This window comes from Scandinavium goeteborgense (genome assembly GCF_003935895.2).
Taxonomy (GTDB): Bacteria; Pseudomonadota; Gammaproteobacteria; order Enterobacterales; family Enterobacteriaceae; genus Scandinavium; species Scandinavium goeteborgense.
In genome coordinates, this window is record NZ_CP054058.1 from 1,809,847 (window position 1) to 1,824,344 (window position 14,498).

14 protein-coding genes are annotated in these 14,498 nt (G+C 55.8%); 6 read left to right on the forward strand and 8 right to left on the reverse strand.

Features of this window, described 5'->3' with window-relative positions:
• Position 1: 1 nt before the first annotated feature.
• The 4 genes from A8O29_RS09445 to pabB form a co-directional block, all read right to left on the reverse strand.
• Positions 2–1,594 carry an EAL domain-containing protein gene (locus tag A8O29_RS09445; RefSeq protein ID WP_125355136.1) on the reverse strand — a complete coding sequence of 531 codons (1,593 nt, stop codon included), beginning with the start codon at positions 1,592–1,594 and terminating at the stop codon, positions 2–4.
• 128 nt (positions 1,595–1,722) lie between these two features.
• Positions 1,723–3,087 carry an L-serine ammonia-lyase gene (gene sdaA / locus A8O29_RS09450; RefSeq protein WP_125355135.1) on the reverse strand — a complete coding sequence of 455 codons (1,365 nt, stop codon included), beginning with the start codon at positions 3,085–3,087 and terminating at the stop codon, positions 1,723–1,725.
• A 174-nt stretch (positions 3,088–3,261) separates the two neighbouring features.
• Positions 3,262–3,840, reverse strand: coding sequence for a CoA pyrophosphatase (locus A8O29_RS09455; RefSeq protein WP_125355134.1), 579 nt, complete (start codon positions 3,838–3,840; stop codon positions 3,262–3,264).
• Positions 3,841–3,843: 3 nt separating this feature from the next.
• Positions 3,844–5,196: an aminodeoxychorismate synthase component 1 gene (gene pabB, locus A8O29_RS09460; RefSeq protein ID WP_125355133.1), complete on the reverse strand. Its 1,353-nt coding sequence runs from the start codon at positions 5,194–5,196 to the stop codon at positions 3,844–3,846.
• Positions 5,197–5,285: 89 nt separating this feature from the next.
• On the opposite strand from pabB, the gene A8O29_RS09465 reads away from it, so the two are divergent.
• Complete coding sequence (locus A8O29_RS09465; protein WP_110512212.1) at positions 5,286–5,471, forward strand: YoaH family protein; 186 nt, start codon at positions 5,286–5,288, stop codon at positions 5,469–5,471.
• A gap of 64 nt (positions 5,472–5,535) precedes the next feature.
• On the opposite strand, the gene A8O29_RS09470 is transcribed toward A8O29_RS09465, so the two are convergent.
• On the reverse strand, positions 5,536–5,880 hold the full coding sequence (locus A8O29_RS09470) for a RidA family protein (protein WP_125355132.1): 345 nt from the start codon (positions 5,878–5,880) through the stop codon (positions 5,536–5,538).
• Between the two features lie 129 nt (positions 5,881–6,009).
• Here A8O29_RS09470 and A8O29_RS09475 point away from each other — a divergent pair, with 129 nt between their 5' ends.
• The 5 genes from A8O29_RS09475 to rnd all read left to right on the forward strand — a co-directional run bounded on the left by A8O29_RS09475 (position 6,010) and on the right by rnd (position 12,414).
• Positions 6,010–7,920, forward strand: coding sequence for a DNA repair helicase YoaA (locus tag A8O29_RS09475; RefSeq protein ID WP_125355131.1), 1,911 nt, complete (start codon positions 6,010–6,012; stop codon positions 7,918–7,920).
• A gap of 67 nt (positions 7,921–7,987) precedes the next feature.
• Entirely contained in the window at positions 7,988–8,683 is a 696-nt protein-coding gene (gene tsaB / locus A8O29_RS09480) for a tRNA (adenosine(37)-N6)-threonylcarbamoyltransferase complex dimerization subunit type 1 TsaB (protein WP_125355130.1), read from the forward strand.
• A 38-nt stretch (positions 8,684–8,721) separates the two neighbouring features.
• Positions 8,722–9,309, forward strand: a complete 588-nt coding sequence (locus A8O29_RS09485) for a Slp/YeaY family lipoprotein (RefSeq protein WP_125355129.1) — start codon at positions 8,722–8,724, stop codon at positions 9,307–9,309.
• Between the two features lie 215 nt (positions 9,310–9,524).
• A complete protein-coding gene (gene fadD / locus A8O29_RS09490; protein ID WP_125355143.1) occupies positions 9,525–11,210 on the forward strand; it encodes a long-chain-fatty-acid--CoA ligase FadD in 1,686 nt (561 codons plus the stop codon).
• Between the two features lie 85 nt (positions 11,211–11,295).
• Positions 11,296–12,414, forward strand: coding sequence for a ribonuclease D (rnd, locus tag A8O29_RS09495; RefSeq protein ID WP_168713888.1), 1,119 nt, complete (start codon positions 11,296–11,298; stop codon positions 12,412–12,414).
• A gap of 253 nt (positions 12,415–12,667) precedes the next feature.
• On the opposite strand, the gene minE is transcribed toward rnd, so the two are convergent.
• The 3 genes from minE to minC are packed head-to-tail and all read right to left on the reverse strand — an operon-like array spanning position 12,668 to position 14,474.
• The gene (gene minE, locus A8O29_RS09500; RefSeq protein ID WP_110512271.1) at positions 12,668–12,937 is read right to left on the reverse strand and encodes a cell division topological specificity factor MinE; all 270 of its coding nucleotides are present in this window, start codon (positions 12,935–12,937) and stop codon (positions 12,668–12,670) included.
• A gap of 3 nt (positions 12,938–12,940) precedes the next feature.
• Positions 12,941–13,753, reverse strand: coding sequence for a septum site-determining protein MinD (gene minD / locus A8O29_RS09505; protein WP_125351774.1), 813 nt, complete (start codon positions 13,751–13,753; stop codon positions 12,941–12,943).
• A 22-nt stretch (positions 13,754–13,775) separates the two neighbouring features.
• Complete coding sequence (gene minC / locus A8O29_RS09510; RefSeq protein WP_125351773.1) at positions 13,776–14,474, reverse strand: septum site-determining protein MinC; 699 nt, start codon at positions 14,472–14,474, stop codon at positions 13,776–13,778.
• Positions 14,475–14,498: the final 24 nt, after the last annotated feature.

Sequence of the window (14,498 nt, forward strand, 5' to 3'; positions counted from 1 at the left end):
CTCACAGAATAACGGGCAGTACATGCCCGTTATGTTCTTTTGGCGGAGGGTTTCCCCCTGACAGCCAGCGCGGGAATTCAGCCAGCGGCATCGGCTTCGCATACAAAAAACCCTGCAAAATATGCACCCCATGCCGACGCAGATAATGCGCCTGTTGCGGGGTTTCCACGCCTTCCGCCACCAGTTCAATGTTTAGCCGCTGACCCAGCGCGATAATAATATCCGTCACCGTCGAATTCACCGCATCGGTACCGATGGCGTTGGTGAAGGATTTATCGATTTTCAGGATGTCCGGATGCAACTGTTCAAGCCATGAAAGGGTGCTACTGCCGGTCCCGAAATCGTCAATTGCCAGCCGCACGCCTTTGCGGTGCAGTTCGCGTACCAGCCGATAATCCACGCCCTGCAAATTGTCCCGCTCGGTGATTTCCAGCACCAACTGCTGTAGCGGTCGCGCGGCGAACCAATACTGATTTACATCCCTCAGCAAAGCGCCCTGCAGGAAATGGCTGGAAGAAACGTTAATGCTGATATGAAACTGCTGGCTGGCGGGGAAATATTCAATCTGACGGATGGTTTCGGTGATGACGTAGCGCGTCAGCGGGGCGATAAGATTTTCCCGCTCGGCCACCGGGATAAACACTTCGGGCGAAATCCGCCCCAGCCGCGGGTTATTCCAGCGCAGTAAAATTTCCACCCCGGTGCATTGCTGCGTACGCGTATCGAGCTGCGGCTGGCAGTAAAGTTCAAACTCACGACGGGCTATGCCGAGGGTGATTTCGCGCGAAAAACTCATGCGGCCGGCGGTGGCAATCCACGCGACGGCGGTTAGAACCAGAGTCAGGATCGCCGCCAGCGGCACTTGTGAAGGCAGATCTTTCAGCGCCAGCATAGATGCACCTGGCGTGGAAACGCTAACGCTAAAAGGGAAAAGCCCGGATTGTCGACTGACAAGTTTTTCATCGTCGTCCAGCTGCAGGTTATCGCTGATGCCCTGCGACTCGCTGTAATAACGGTTCCCGACGGAGACGACCACTCGCCGGATCAGAGGCTCCTGCGGCTCCAGCAGCAGTGAGCTGAGTAAATCGATATTAATAGTCAGCAGTACGCCGTCTTCCCCGTCCTGCGACGCGGGATACCACTGAATCAGAATGGGCGAGCCTTTCAGCAGGGTTTGATCCGTGGACAGCATCAGCTGTGGCTGAGGAGCGGGAAGTGAGGACTGGCGCTGACGTAAAGCCACGTTCCGATCGCCAAAAACGCTGGAACAGTAGAGTATCCCGGATTTGACCAGCGCAATAGAGCGCAGCGTCTGCAACGCGGCGGCCTGTTTGCGGATAGGCAAATGCGCCACTTCGCAAGGCTGACCCACGAGACTGACCAATTCATCCCGCTTTCCTGCCATAGGCATTAAAATTTTATCGAGACTTTCTACCGCATGAATCGCGTAGGCATCGATGCGTCGCTGATTTAAATCGCGCTGTGAAATAAATCGCAGGCCGAAGGTGACAAGGAGGGTAGCAACAGCAACTATCAGACAGACAATGATCCGCTTACGGCGGTATCTCTTAATCAGTTTTTGGGCTGTTTGCATGAATGACGCTCACTCGGCAGTCGCCAACCAGATTGTTAGCGTCAACAGACCAATTGTAGTGCCCTGTGGATAAATTGCGGTCAGAACAAGTAAAAATCGCCCATCAGTAGGAGATGGGCGAGAGAGTATTAGTCACATTGTACTTTGATGGCCAGACCGCCCCGCGAAGTTTCACGGTATTTGGCGTTCATGTCTTTGCCGGTCTCGTACATGGTTTCAATCACTTTATCGAGAGAAACGCGCGGCTCGCTGGTACGGCGCATCGCCATACGCGTGGCGTTGATAGCTTTCACCGAGGCAATGGCGTTACGTTCGATGCACGGCACCTGAACCTGGCCGGCAACCGGGTCACATGTCAGGCCGAGGTTATGCTCCATACCGATTTCTGCCGCCACGCACACTTGCTCAGGACTTGCGCCCAGCAGTTCGGCAAGACCTGCGGCTGCCATTGAACAGGCCACGCCGACTTCACCCTGACAGCCGACTTCCGCACCTGAAATAGACGCGTTCATCTTATACAGAGCGCCAATCGCGCCAGAAGCCAGGAAGTAACGAATATAGCTTTCTGGGCTCACCGGTTCGATGAAGTGATCGTAATACGCCAGCACCGCCGGAACGATACCGCACGCACCGTTAGTTGGCGCGGTGACGACGCGTCCACCGGCGGCGTTTTCTTCGTTAACCGCCAGCGCGAACATGTTCACCCAATCCACTACCGTCATCGGGTCGCTGTTGGTTTTGTCCTGGCTTACCAGCATACGGCGTAGAGCAGCAGCCCGGCGCGGAACACGCAGTGGACCCGGCAACACGCCTTCGGTGTTCATACCGCGATCGATACAGGCGCGCATGGCCTGCCAGACGTTGGCAAAATAGTCTTCAATCTCTTTTTTGCTGTGCAGCGCCAGCTCGTTCTGCATCACCATGCCGGAAAGTGACAGGCCGGTTTCTTTGCAGTAGTCGAGCATCTCTTTTGCCGATTTGAACGGATACGGGACGTTGACGTCGCCGCTCATGTCCTGGCCGAAATGCTCCTCATCGACGATAAAACCACCGCCGATGGAGTAATAGGTTTTGCTGTAGATGACGGCGTCACCGGCAAACGCATGGATAGACATCCCGTTTTCATGCAGTGACAGATTGTCACTACGAAAACGCATGCCGTCGTCCTGCGGGAAATCCACTTCGCGGCGACCGTGCGCCAGCAACAGACGTCCGCGGGTTTGTACATCGCGGATAAACGCCGGGATCGCATCGATATCGACGGTATCCGGCATATTGCCCGCCAGACCCATGATGATCGCGATATCGGTATGGTGGCCCTTACCGGTTAATGACAGTGAACCGTAAACGTCCACCGCCACGCGGGTCACATCATCGATCATTCCCTTTTCGACCAGGTCATCGACGAACTGCTTACCGGCCTTCATCGGGCCTACAGTGTGGGAGGAAGAGGGACCAATCCCCACCTTGAACATGTCGAATATACTAATCACGCTAACACTCCTGACAGGGTTACCGGAAAGTTCCGATAACGATGTTAAAACTGCGCATAGTGTAAGAGGGAACTGGTAACGCAGCTTAACTATTCACATGAATTAAACTAATGCTTCACTTCGATTTTACTAATAGCGTGAAGTGGAGCACAGCATCTTTAATACACAGTATAGCTAAGGCTTCACGCCAATTTGTAAGGCCAGCTCACGAATAATGCCTGCGGTCATTCCCCAGACAAAATAATGCTGATACCAGGAGAGCCATACACGGTGCGAATTACCGCGACGGTGGATATCAAGCGGGTGGTAGCGCCCGAGGCGCAGGGCTTCGGCCAGCGGCATTTCAAACACCGCCGCAACTTCATCTTCACTGGCGTGATAGTGCAAATCGGGCGGAATAATGCCGACTACCGGCGTCACCTGAAAACCGGTCACGCTGTCCACGGGCGGTAGCATGCCGAGGATTTCAACTGAGGACGGGGGAATAGCCACTTCTTCCTGTGCTTCACGCAGCGCGGCGGCAATCAGCGACGCATCGCTGCTGTCGACCGCGCCACCGGGAAATGCGACCTGACCCGCGTGTTTACGCAGACGAGGGGAACGTTGAGTCAGCAACAAGCCGGGTTCATCACGACGCACAATGGGGATCAGCACCGCCGCCTGCCGCTGATTCAGCGCCGTGCGCGTCGGCTGCGGGCGTAACAGCTGAAATCGGGAGATGAAATCGTCAAGATTGATGTCCGGGGACTGCATCGGTTAACGCTCCAGTTGCTGCAGGATTCTGTTTACTTTATCAAAGGTTTCCTGATATTCCGCTTGCTCGTCGCTATCGGCAACAACGCCTCCGCCTGCGGAACAGACAATTTTGCCGTCCGCCGCCGTGAGTGTGCGGATGGTAATGCTGGTGTCCATATTGCCGCACAGACTGATGTAGCCAATGCTGCCGCACCAGGCATTGCGGCGATGCGGTTCAAGTTCGTCGATGATTTCCATCGCGCGTACTTTTGGCGCGCCGGTTATCGAGCCGCCGGGAAACGCCGCGCGCAGCAAATCGGTGGCGTGCAGGCTGGTGGGCAGTTCAGCCGTAATGGTGCTCACCAGGTGATGCACCGCCGGGAATGGCTCGACCACGAACAGTTCTGGCACGCGCACGCTACCCGGCACCGCCACGCGGCCAATATCATTGCGCATAAGGTCGACTATCATTAAATTTTCCGCTCTGTCCTTGGGTGACGTGCGGAGCTTTTCGGCCTGCTCTGCATCCTGTTGCGGGTCAGTGAGTCGTGGCAGCGTGCCTTTGATGGGCCGGGTCTGAATGTTATTCCCGTTGAGCTGGATAAAGCGCTCCGGCGACAGGCTCAGCACCGCGCTCTCTTTCAGGCGAATGAAGGCGCTGAACGGTGCACGATTGGCCTGATTGAGCTGACAAAACGCCTGCCACTCATCGCCGGAATAACGGGCCTGAAAACGCTGGGCCAGATTGACCTGGTAACAATCGCCGCTGTGCAGATACGCCTGCACCTGACGGAATTTCTCGCCGTACTCTGCGCGGGTCATGTTCGAGCGCCACGGTGCTGTCAAAGTAAACGGTTCGGTGGCCGCGGCCCGTTGGGTTTCAAGCCACTCCAGCCGCTGATGCGGGTCGTCATGACTGAGCAGCGAAACGGTTTGTCGCTGGTGGTCGACGATCAGCGCCCAGCGATAAATACCCACTGCCATATCCGGCAGGTGAATATCTTTCAGCGCGCGTTCCGGCAGCGTTTCAAAGCGTCGCCCGAGATCATAGCCAAATAACCCTAATGCACCGCCCTGAAAAGGCAGGTCAGGATGCGAAGCCACAGTCAGATTACAATCATCCAAAGCACGCTTAAGCAGTGCGAGCGGGTCGCCATCTGAGTCGAAATCACCCTCGGGACGACAGATTCGCGTGGTTTCGCCTCTGGTTTCCAGAGTAACGGCTGGGTCGGCCACCAGGATATCAAAGCGATTATGAGTGTGTTCGGCAAAGCCGGAGTGCAGCAGCATCGCCCAGGGGGCGGCGGAGAGGGGAGTGAAATAGTGTTCAGCGGCGTCAGCACGCCAGGGCAGCGTAATCACAGCAGGGGACAACTTCGACCTCAATCTGTCTGAAGCCGCCCGCTGGCTAATGTGCAGGCGGCGTGAAATAATAAGCGTCCACAATGTAGCAGGAGTTCACCATGATTTCAGGTTTACCTTCACTGAGCCACGACCAGCAGCAAAACGCGGTTGAGCGCATTCAGGAATTGATGACGCAAGGCCTGAGTAGCGGGGAAGCTATCCAGCTGGTAGCCAAAGAAATTCGCGCCAGCCACACCGGCGAAATGATCGTGGCCCGATTCGAGGATGAAGACGAGGAAGAGTAAACCCGTCCTGATTCGAGCCGCAGGTGCAATGCCTGCAACCCGAATGATTCAGGGTTTATCTCGATTAAACCGCAGCGACGATTTTAATCTCAACCTTATACTGCGGCTTCATCAGTCCGGCCTGCACGGTGCAACGCACCGGCGCATGTCCGGCAACCACCCACGCATCCCAGGCTTTATTCATCGCGGCAAAATCAGCTTTATCGGCGAGGAAAATCGTGGCATCGAGAATGCGTGATTTGTCGCTGCCCTGTTTTTCCAGAATCACGTCAATCTGCGCCAGCGTATTGGCGGTCTGCTCAAACGCGTCGGCATCCAGATTTTCCGGCACGCCAGTGTAGTAGATTGTCTCGTTGTGGATAACCACATCTGACCAGCGGGCTTCAGCATCAATACGGACGATTGTCATCTCAGTTTCCTTAATCTTATTTTATTTAACGCCGAAAGAGTGCCACATCGTCGACGGCTCGTCATCACTTTGGCTGGCACAACGTCCCCCGCACTGACATAATCACTGTCCAGATTTACAGGGGGTAGTGTGACGGACGATTTTGCAACAGACGGGCAGTTAGCCAAAGCGATACCCGGGTTCAAACCCCGCGAACCGCAGCGCCAGATGGCGCACGCGGTGGCGAAAGCCATCGATGAAACGCGGCCGCTGGTGGTGGAAGCCGGTACCGGCACGGGCAAAACGTACGCCTACCTGGCCCCTGCGCTGCGCGCAAAGAAAAAGGTCATCATCTCAACTGGCTCGAAAGCGTTGCAGGATCAGCTATACAGCCGCGATCTGCCGACCGTCGCCACCGCACTGAAATTTACTGGCCGACTGGCGCTGCTCAAAGGGCGCTCCAACTATTTGTGTCTGGAACGCCTCGAACAGCAGGCCATTGCTGGCGGCGACCTTCCGGTTCAGACCCTCAGTGACGTCATCATGCTGCGCAGCTGGGCCAACCAAACCGTTGATGGCGATATCAGCACCTGCGTCAGCGTGGCGGAAGATTCACACGCCTGGCCGCTGGTCACCAGCACCAACGACAACTGTCTGGGTAGCGATTGCCCGTTATACAAAGACTGTTTCGTGGTTAAAGCGCGTAAAAAAGCGATGGATGCCGACGTGGTGGTGGTCAACCATCACCTGTTCCTCGCCGATATGGTAGTGAAAGAGGGCGGTTTCGGTGAGCTTATCCCGGAGGCGGAAGTGATGATCTTCGATGAAGCCCATCAGCTGCCGGATATCGCCAGCCAGTATTTCGGCCAGTCGCTCTCCAGCCGACAGCTGCTGGACATGGCAAAAGACATCACTATTGCCTACCGTACCGAACTGAAAGACACCCAACAATTACAGAAATGCGCTGACCGACTGGCGCAGGCAACACAAGATTTCCGCTTACAGCTTGGCGAGCCGGGCTATCGCGGCAACCTGCGCGAACTGCTGGCTGACAACGGCATTCAGCGTGCACTGCTGTTGCTCGATGATGCGCTGGAGCTGTGCTACGACGTGGCGAAACTCTCCCTCGGTCGTTCGGCTCTGTTGGATGCCGCGTTTGAGCGCGCGACAATTTACCGCGGCCGCCTGAAGCGGCTGAAAGAGATCAACCAGCCGGGCTTCAGCTACTGGTACGAGTGTACTTCTCGTCACTTTACCCTGGCGCTGACGCCGTTGACGGTGGCCGATAAATTCAAAGAAGTGATGGCGCAGAAGCCGGGCAGCTGGATTTTCACCTCTGCCACGCTGTCGGTGAATGACGATCTGCACCACTTTACCGCGCGACTGGGCATTGAAGAGGCCGAATCGCTGCTGCTGCCGAGCCCGTTTGACTACAGCACACAGGCGCTGCTGTGCGTGCCGCGTAATCTGCCGCTGCCGAACCAGCCTGGCGGTGCGCGTCAGCTGGCCACCATGCTGCGCCCATTGATTGAAGCCAACAATGGCCGCTGCTTTATGCTTTGTACTTCGCACGCCATGATGCGTGACCTGGCCGAACAGTTCCGCGGAATGCTCGATCTGCCGGTGCTGTTGCAGGGCGAAACCAGCAAAGGCCAGTTGTTACAGCAGTTTGTCAGCGCCGGGAACGCCTTACTGGTGGCGACCAGTAGTTTCTGGGAAGGGGTGGACGTGCGCGGCGATGCGCTGTCACTGGTCATTATCGACAAGCTGCCCTTTACCTCCCCGGACGATCCGTTGTTAAAAGCGCGAATGGAAGACTGCCGTCTGCGCGGCGGCGATCCGTTTGATGAAGTCCAGTTGCCGGATGCGGTAATCACCCTCAAACAGGGGGTCGGGCGACTCATTCGTGACGTCGACGATCGCGGCGTGCTGGTGATTTGCGACAACCGTCTGGTAATGCGCCCTTACGGCGCGGTGTTCTTATCCAGCTTGCCGCCAACCCCGCGCACCCGTGATATCAGCCGGGCCGTGCGTTTTCTTGCAGGGCTGTCACTGACGTAATGTGTGACGAACTGTGGTAAGATGCGCGCCATTTTGTTGACCCCCTATTGCAAGAGCGCAACGTCCTATGCGAATTCTGGCTATTGATACCGCCACAGAAGCCTGTTCTGCGGCTTTGTGGCACGACGGTACGACGACGGCTCATTTCGAGCTTTGTCCACGCGAACACACCCAACGTATTCTGCCCATTGTGCAGGATATTCTGACTGAAACCGGCACCGCCCTGACCGAACTCGACGCGCTGGCGTATGGCCGTGGGCCAGGCAGCTTTACCGGCGTGCGTATCGGCATTGGTATTGCGCAGGGTCTGGCCCTGGGTGCGGATCTGCCAATGATCGGTGTATCGACGCTGGCCACCATGGCGCAGGGCGCATGGCGCAAAACCGGTGCAACGCGCGTGCTGGCGGCTATCGACGCGCGCATGGGCGAGGTTTACTGGGCGGAATATCAGCGTGATGCGCAGGGCATCTGGCACGGCGAAGAGACGGAAGCGGTGCTGAAACCCGAAGCCGTTAACGACCGGTTGAAACAACTCGACGGGGAGTGGGCTACTGTGGGTACGGGCTGGCAGGCGTGGCCTGACATGGCAAACGACACCCCGGTGACGCTGGTCGAGGGCGATGTGCTGTTGCCAGCCGCAGAAGATATGCTGCCGCTGGCCTGCCAGCTGTTCGCTGAGCACAAAACCGTTGTTGTAGAGCAGGCCGAACCGGTTTATTTGCGTAACACAGTGGCATGGAAGAAACTTCCGGGCCGGGAATGAATCTTAGTTTATATAACTGAGAATTAAGGAGTCGCTTCATGGCGAGTCGCATACAGGTCGTACAAGGTTTACTGGCTGGAGTGGTCATCGCCGCGCTGAGCGGATGCGTCACAGTACCGGACGCCATTAAGGGCACCAGCCCAACGCCGCAGCAGGATTTATCCCGCGTGATGGCTGCCCCGCAGCTGTACGTCGGCCAGGAAGCCCGTTTTGGCGGCAAAGTGGTTAACGTCAAAAACGAGCAGGGTAAAACCCGTCTCGAAATTGCGACCGTGCCGCTGGACGAAGGCGCACGCCCAAGTCTGAGCGACCCTTCCCGGGGCCGTATTTACGCCGATGTGAATGGCTTCCTCGATCCTGTCGATTTCCGTAACCAGTTAGTAACCGTCGTCGGGCCTATTACCGGCACCGCGAAAGGGAAAATTGGCGACAGCAATTACACCTACATGGTGATGCAGGCTAACGGTTTTAAACGCTGGCGCGTGGCCCAACAGGTGGTGATGCCGCCGCAACCGATCGACCCGTACTGGGGCGGCCCGCGTCCATGGCGTCATGGTTATGGCTACGGCGGTTGGGGCTGGTATAACCCAGGCCCAGCTCAGGTGCAGACTATCGTCACCGAATAACCTGTTGTTTTAAATAATTAAATTAACAGCGGCGAGTCCGCTGTTTCTTTTTCCAGGAATGGACTCCCGAGAGTCATAAAAATAAATAGTGACGCGCTTCGCAACCTTAAATTCGTATAATTAATAAACTGGTACGATAAGTTAAGATGTTGTTAATAACTTGTTTATTGACAGGGGTTGTGATGACGACGAATTCTCATTTCAGAGGTGATGCATTGAAAAAGGTTTGGCTTAACCGCTATCCCGCCGATGTTCCGGCGGAGATTGATCCTGACCGTTATCAATCCCTGGTAGATTTGTTCGAACAGGCGACAACCCGCTACGCTGACCAGCCCGCGTTTATTAACATGGGCGAGGTGATGACGTTTCGTAAGCTCGAAGAGCGCAGCCGCGCCTTCGCCGCGTACCTCCAGCAGGGCCTGGGCCTACAAAAGGGCGACCGCGTCGCACTGATGATGCCTAACCTGTTGCAGTACCCGGTGGCGCTGTTCGGCATACTGCGTGCGGGGATGATTGTGGTTAACGTCAACCCGCTGTATACGCCGCGCGAACTGGAACACCAGCTCAACGACAGCGGTGCCAGCGCGATTGTGATTGTCTCCAACTTTGCCCACACGCTGGAAAAAGTTGTCGAGAAAACCCTGGTGAAGCACGTCATTCTCACCCGCATGGGTGATCAGCTTTCTACCGCCAAAGGTACGCTGGTTAACTTTGTCGTCAAATACGTCAAACGTCTGGTGCCGAAATACCATCTGCCGGATGCGCTCTCTTTCCGCAGCGCATTGCAGCAGGGCTACCGGATGCAGTACATCAAACCGGTGGTGGTGTCGGACGATTTAGCCTTCCTGCAATATACCGGCGGCACCACGGGCGTTGCCAAAGGCGCGATGCTGACCCACCGTAACATGCTGGCGAACCTAGCCCAGGTGCACGCCACCTACGGGCCGCTGTTCCGCCCGGGCAAGGAAGTGGTGGTTACCGCGCTGCCGCTGTATCACATATTCGCGCTGACCATGAATTGCCTGCTGTTTATTGAACTTGGTGGACAAAACCTGCTGATCACCAACCCGCGTGATATTCCGGGGCTGGTAAAAGAGCTGGCGAAATATCCGTTCACCGCCATGACCGGGGTAAATACCCTGTTCAACGCGTTGCTGAATAACAAAGAGTTCCAACAGCTGGATTTCTCCACCCTGCGTCTGTCGGCGGGCGGTGGGATGCCGGTGCAACAAGCGGTTGCCGAGCGCTGGGTCAAACTCACCGGGCGTTATTTGCTGGAAGGCTACGGCCTGACCGAGTGCGCGCCGCTGGTAAGCGTCAATCCGCACGACATCGATTATCACAGCGGCAGCATTGGCCTGCCGGTGCCGTCCACTGAAGTGAAGCTGGTGGATGACGATAACAACGAAGTCGCGCCGGGTGAGCCGGGCGAACTGTGCGTGAAAGGCCCGCAGGTGATGCTCGGTTACTGGCAGCGCCCGGATGCCACCGACGAAATCATCAAAGATGGCTGGCTGTATACCGGGGATATCGCGGTAATGGACGAAGAGGGCTTCCTGCGCATCGTCGATCGCAAGAAAGACATGATTCTGGTCTCTGGTTTTAACGTCTATCCGAACGAAATCGAAGACGTGGTGATGCAGCATTCTGGCGTGCAGGAAGTGGCCGCGGTCGGCGTACCGTCCGGCAGCAGCGGCGAAGCGGTTAAAATCTTCGTGGTCAAAAAGGACCCGTCGTTAACCGATGACGCGCTGATTACCTTCTGTCGTCGCCACCTGACCGGTTACAAGGTGCCGAAGCTGGTGGAGTTCCGCACCGAGCTGCCGAAATCCAACGTCGGAAAGATTTTGCGACGAGAACTACGTGACGAAGCGCGCGGTAAAAGCGACAATAAAGCCTGAACTACGCGTGAGTCGCCTTCAGACGCCGGTTAAGCCGGCGTTTTTTATGGGCGCAAACCATAGAGAATACAGATTGAATTATCAGATGATCACCGAGGACGCTGCGCTCAAGGCCGCCTGTGACGAGGCCCGCAACGCGCCTGCCATTGCGCTGGACACCGAATTTGTCCGTACCCGAACCTATTACCCGCAGTTGGGCCTGATCCAGATGTTCGATGGCGAAACGGTGGTGCTGATTGACCCCCTGGCCATCACCGACTGGCGTCCATTCAAAGAGCTGATGCTCAACAAAAATGTCACCAAATATTTGCATGCGGGCAGTGAAGATCTCGAAGTGTTTCTCAACACCTTCGGCAAGTTGCCCGAGCCGCTCATCGACACGCAAATTCTGGCTGCCTTCTGCGGTCGCCCGATGTCATGGGGCTTTGCGGCGATGGTCGAGGAATTTACCGGCATTGCTATCGACAAAAGTGAATCCCGTACTGACTGGCTGGCGCGCCCACTGACGGAACGTCAGTGCGACTATGCGGCGGCGGATGTCTGGTATCTGCTGCCGATCGCCATCAAACTGCTGGCCGAAACGGATACCAGCGGCTGGCTGCCTGCGGCGCTGGACGAATGCCGTCTGATGCAGCAGCGTCGTCAGGAAGTGGTTGACCCGGCAGAAGCCTGGCGCGATATCACCAACGCCTGGCAGCTGCGTACGCGTCAGTTAGCGTGCCTGAAGCTGCTGGCGGAATGGCGCTTGCGCAAAGCGCGCGATCGCGACATGGCGGTGAATTTCGTGGTGCGTGAAGAGCATCTGTGGGCCGTGGCGCGATACATGCCGGGCAGCATGGGTGAACTCGACAGCCTCGGGCTTTCGGGCAGCGAAATCCGTTTCCACGGTAAAACGCTGTTGAGCCTGGTCGAAAAAGCCAAAGAATTGCCGGATGACGCATTGCCGGAGCCGCTGCTGAACCTGATGGACATGCCGGGTTACCGTACGCTGTTCAAAGAGATTAAAGCGCTGGTGCAGGAAGTGAGCAAAGAGAAGGGCGTCAGCGTCGAGCTGATGGCGTCTCGTCGTCAGATTAACCAGTTGCTTAACTGGCACTGGCAGCTGAAACCGCAGAGCGGATTACCGGAACTGGTATCCGGCTGGCGCGGCGAAATGATGGCCGAGAGCCTGAAAGCGTTGCTGGAAAAGTATCCGCGAGTATAAACAGCAAAGCCTTCTCAGTGGAGAAGGCTTTTAGGGTTTGCATCCTCTCCCGGTGGGAGAGGACCGAGGAGAGGGCATCAGGCCGCACAATTTCCCTCTCCCTAACCCTCTCCCACAGGGAGAGGGAACCGTTCGATGCTGCTAGGTTTTTCGCCCTCTCCCTGTGGGAGAGGGCGTCCGCCAAGGCAAAACCCAAACCGAACCCAATAAAAAACCCCGGATTTCCGGGGTTTTCTGTATTAGCACACCAATATTACGATTTCGATTCTTCCGCTTCTGGCAGCGTCACGTTGAGCTCAAGTATCGAGATATCCCCGTCTTTTTGCTCAAGCTGTACTGTCACCATTTCGGGATCGATCTGAATGTATTTGCAGATAACATCAAGAATATCCTTCCTGAGCTGCGGCAAATAATGCGGTTCAGCGTCACTGCGACGGCGCTCCGCAACAATAATCTGTAAACGTTCTTTCGCGATGTTGGCGGTGTTCTTTTTTCGTGAGAGAAAAAAGTCGAGTAATGCCATAACTTATCCTCCGAACAGGCGTTTGAGGAAACCTTTCTTCTCTTCTTCGATGAAGCGGAAAGGACGTTCTTCTCCCAGCAGACGATCTACCGTGTCGGCGTAGGCTTTGCCCGCGTCGGCTTCGGCATCCAGAATAACCGGTTCCCCCTGGTTTGAGGCGCGAAGTACTGACTGATCCTCCGGGATCACGCCAACCAGTTTAATGCGCAGAATTTCCAGCACATCTTCCATGCTAAGCATGTCGCCTCTGCTGACGCGGCCCGGATTGTAACGGGTCAACAGAAGATGTTCTTTAATTGGGTCTTCACCTTTCTCAGCACGGCGGGATTTGGACGCCAGAATGCCGAGAATACGGTCGGAGTCACGCACGGACGAGACTTCCGGGTTGGTGGTGATAACCGCTTCGTCAGCGAAGTACAGCGCCATCAGCGCACCGGTTTCAATACCTGCAGGGGAATCGCAGACGATGAAGTCGAAGTCCATCTTCTTCAGCTCTTCCAGCACTTTTTCAACGCCTTCGTAGGTCAGGGCGTCTTTGTCGCGGGTCTGAGAAGCCGGAAGAATATAGAGATTTTCGGTACGCTTATCTTTAATCAGCGCCTGATTCAGCGTGGCATCACCCTGAATCACGTTGACGAAATCGTAAACCACACGGCGTTCGCAGCCCATGATCAAGTCAAGGTTACGCAGGCCGATGTCAAAATCGATAACGACAGTTTTCTTTCCCTTCTGGGCCAAACCAGTAGCGATGGCCGCGCTGGAGGTGGTCTTGCCAACGCCCCCTTTACCCGAAGTCACAACAATAATGCGTGCCATAAAAATTCCTTGTTAAAAGGGATTAGTTTAACGGTTCAATTGTCAAAGCCGCGTCGTCCAGTCTCAGACGCACCGCTTTGCCATAATATTCGGCGGTGATGTTCTCACTCAGCCAGTATTCACCTGCGATAGAAACCAGTTCTGCCGCAAGATGGGTACAAAATATTTGTGCTTCTCTGTCGCCACTGGCACCCGCCAGCGCACGTCCACGCATCATGCCATAGATGTGAATGTTCCCGTCGGCGATGAGTTCAGCGCCCGCACTCACATGACTTGTGACAATCAGATCACAGTTTGGTGCATAAATGCGCTGACCGGAACGAACCGGCGTATCAATCAATCGCGTTTTTGTGACAGGGGTAACAATTGGAGCGGGAGCAGGGGCTTCGACAGGCGCGACACGGGTGACTTTCTCTTTCCCTTCAGTCAGTAAGGGAATGCCCGCGCGGTCAATCTCCGCTTTTAATTCCGGATTTTTACAGCCGCTCACGCCCATGATGCGTAAGCCGGTGGAGGCAATTGCCTGTTGCAGCGGTTTCCATTGGGTGACCTCAGCCAGACTGCTGATATTCACCACAACCGGAGCGTGTCGCAAAAAAGCAGGAGCCTGGGCGATTTTGTCTTCTAACGCCTGACGAATAACCTCGGGTTTTGCCTCGTGCAAATGAACCACTGATAACGTGAAGCTACTGCCTTTAAGTTCGATTGGCGTGTTTGACATCCTGGCCTTACTCAATTTTCAATT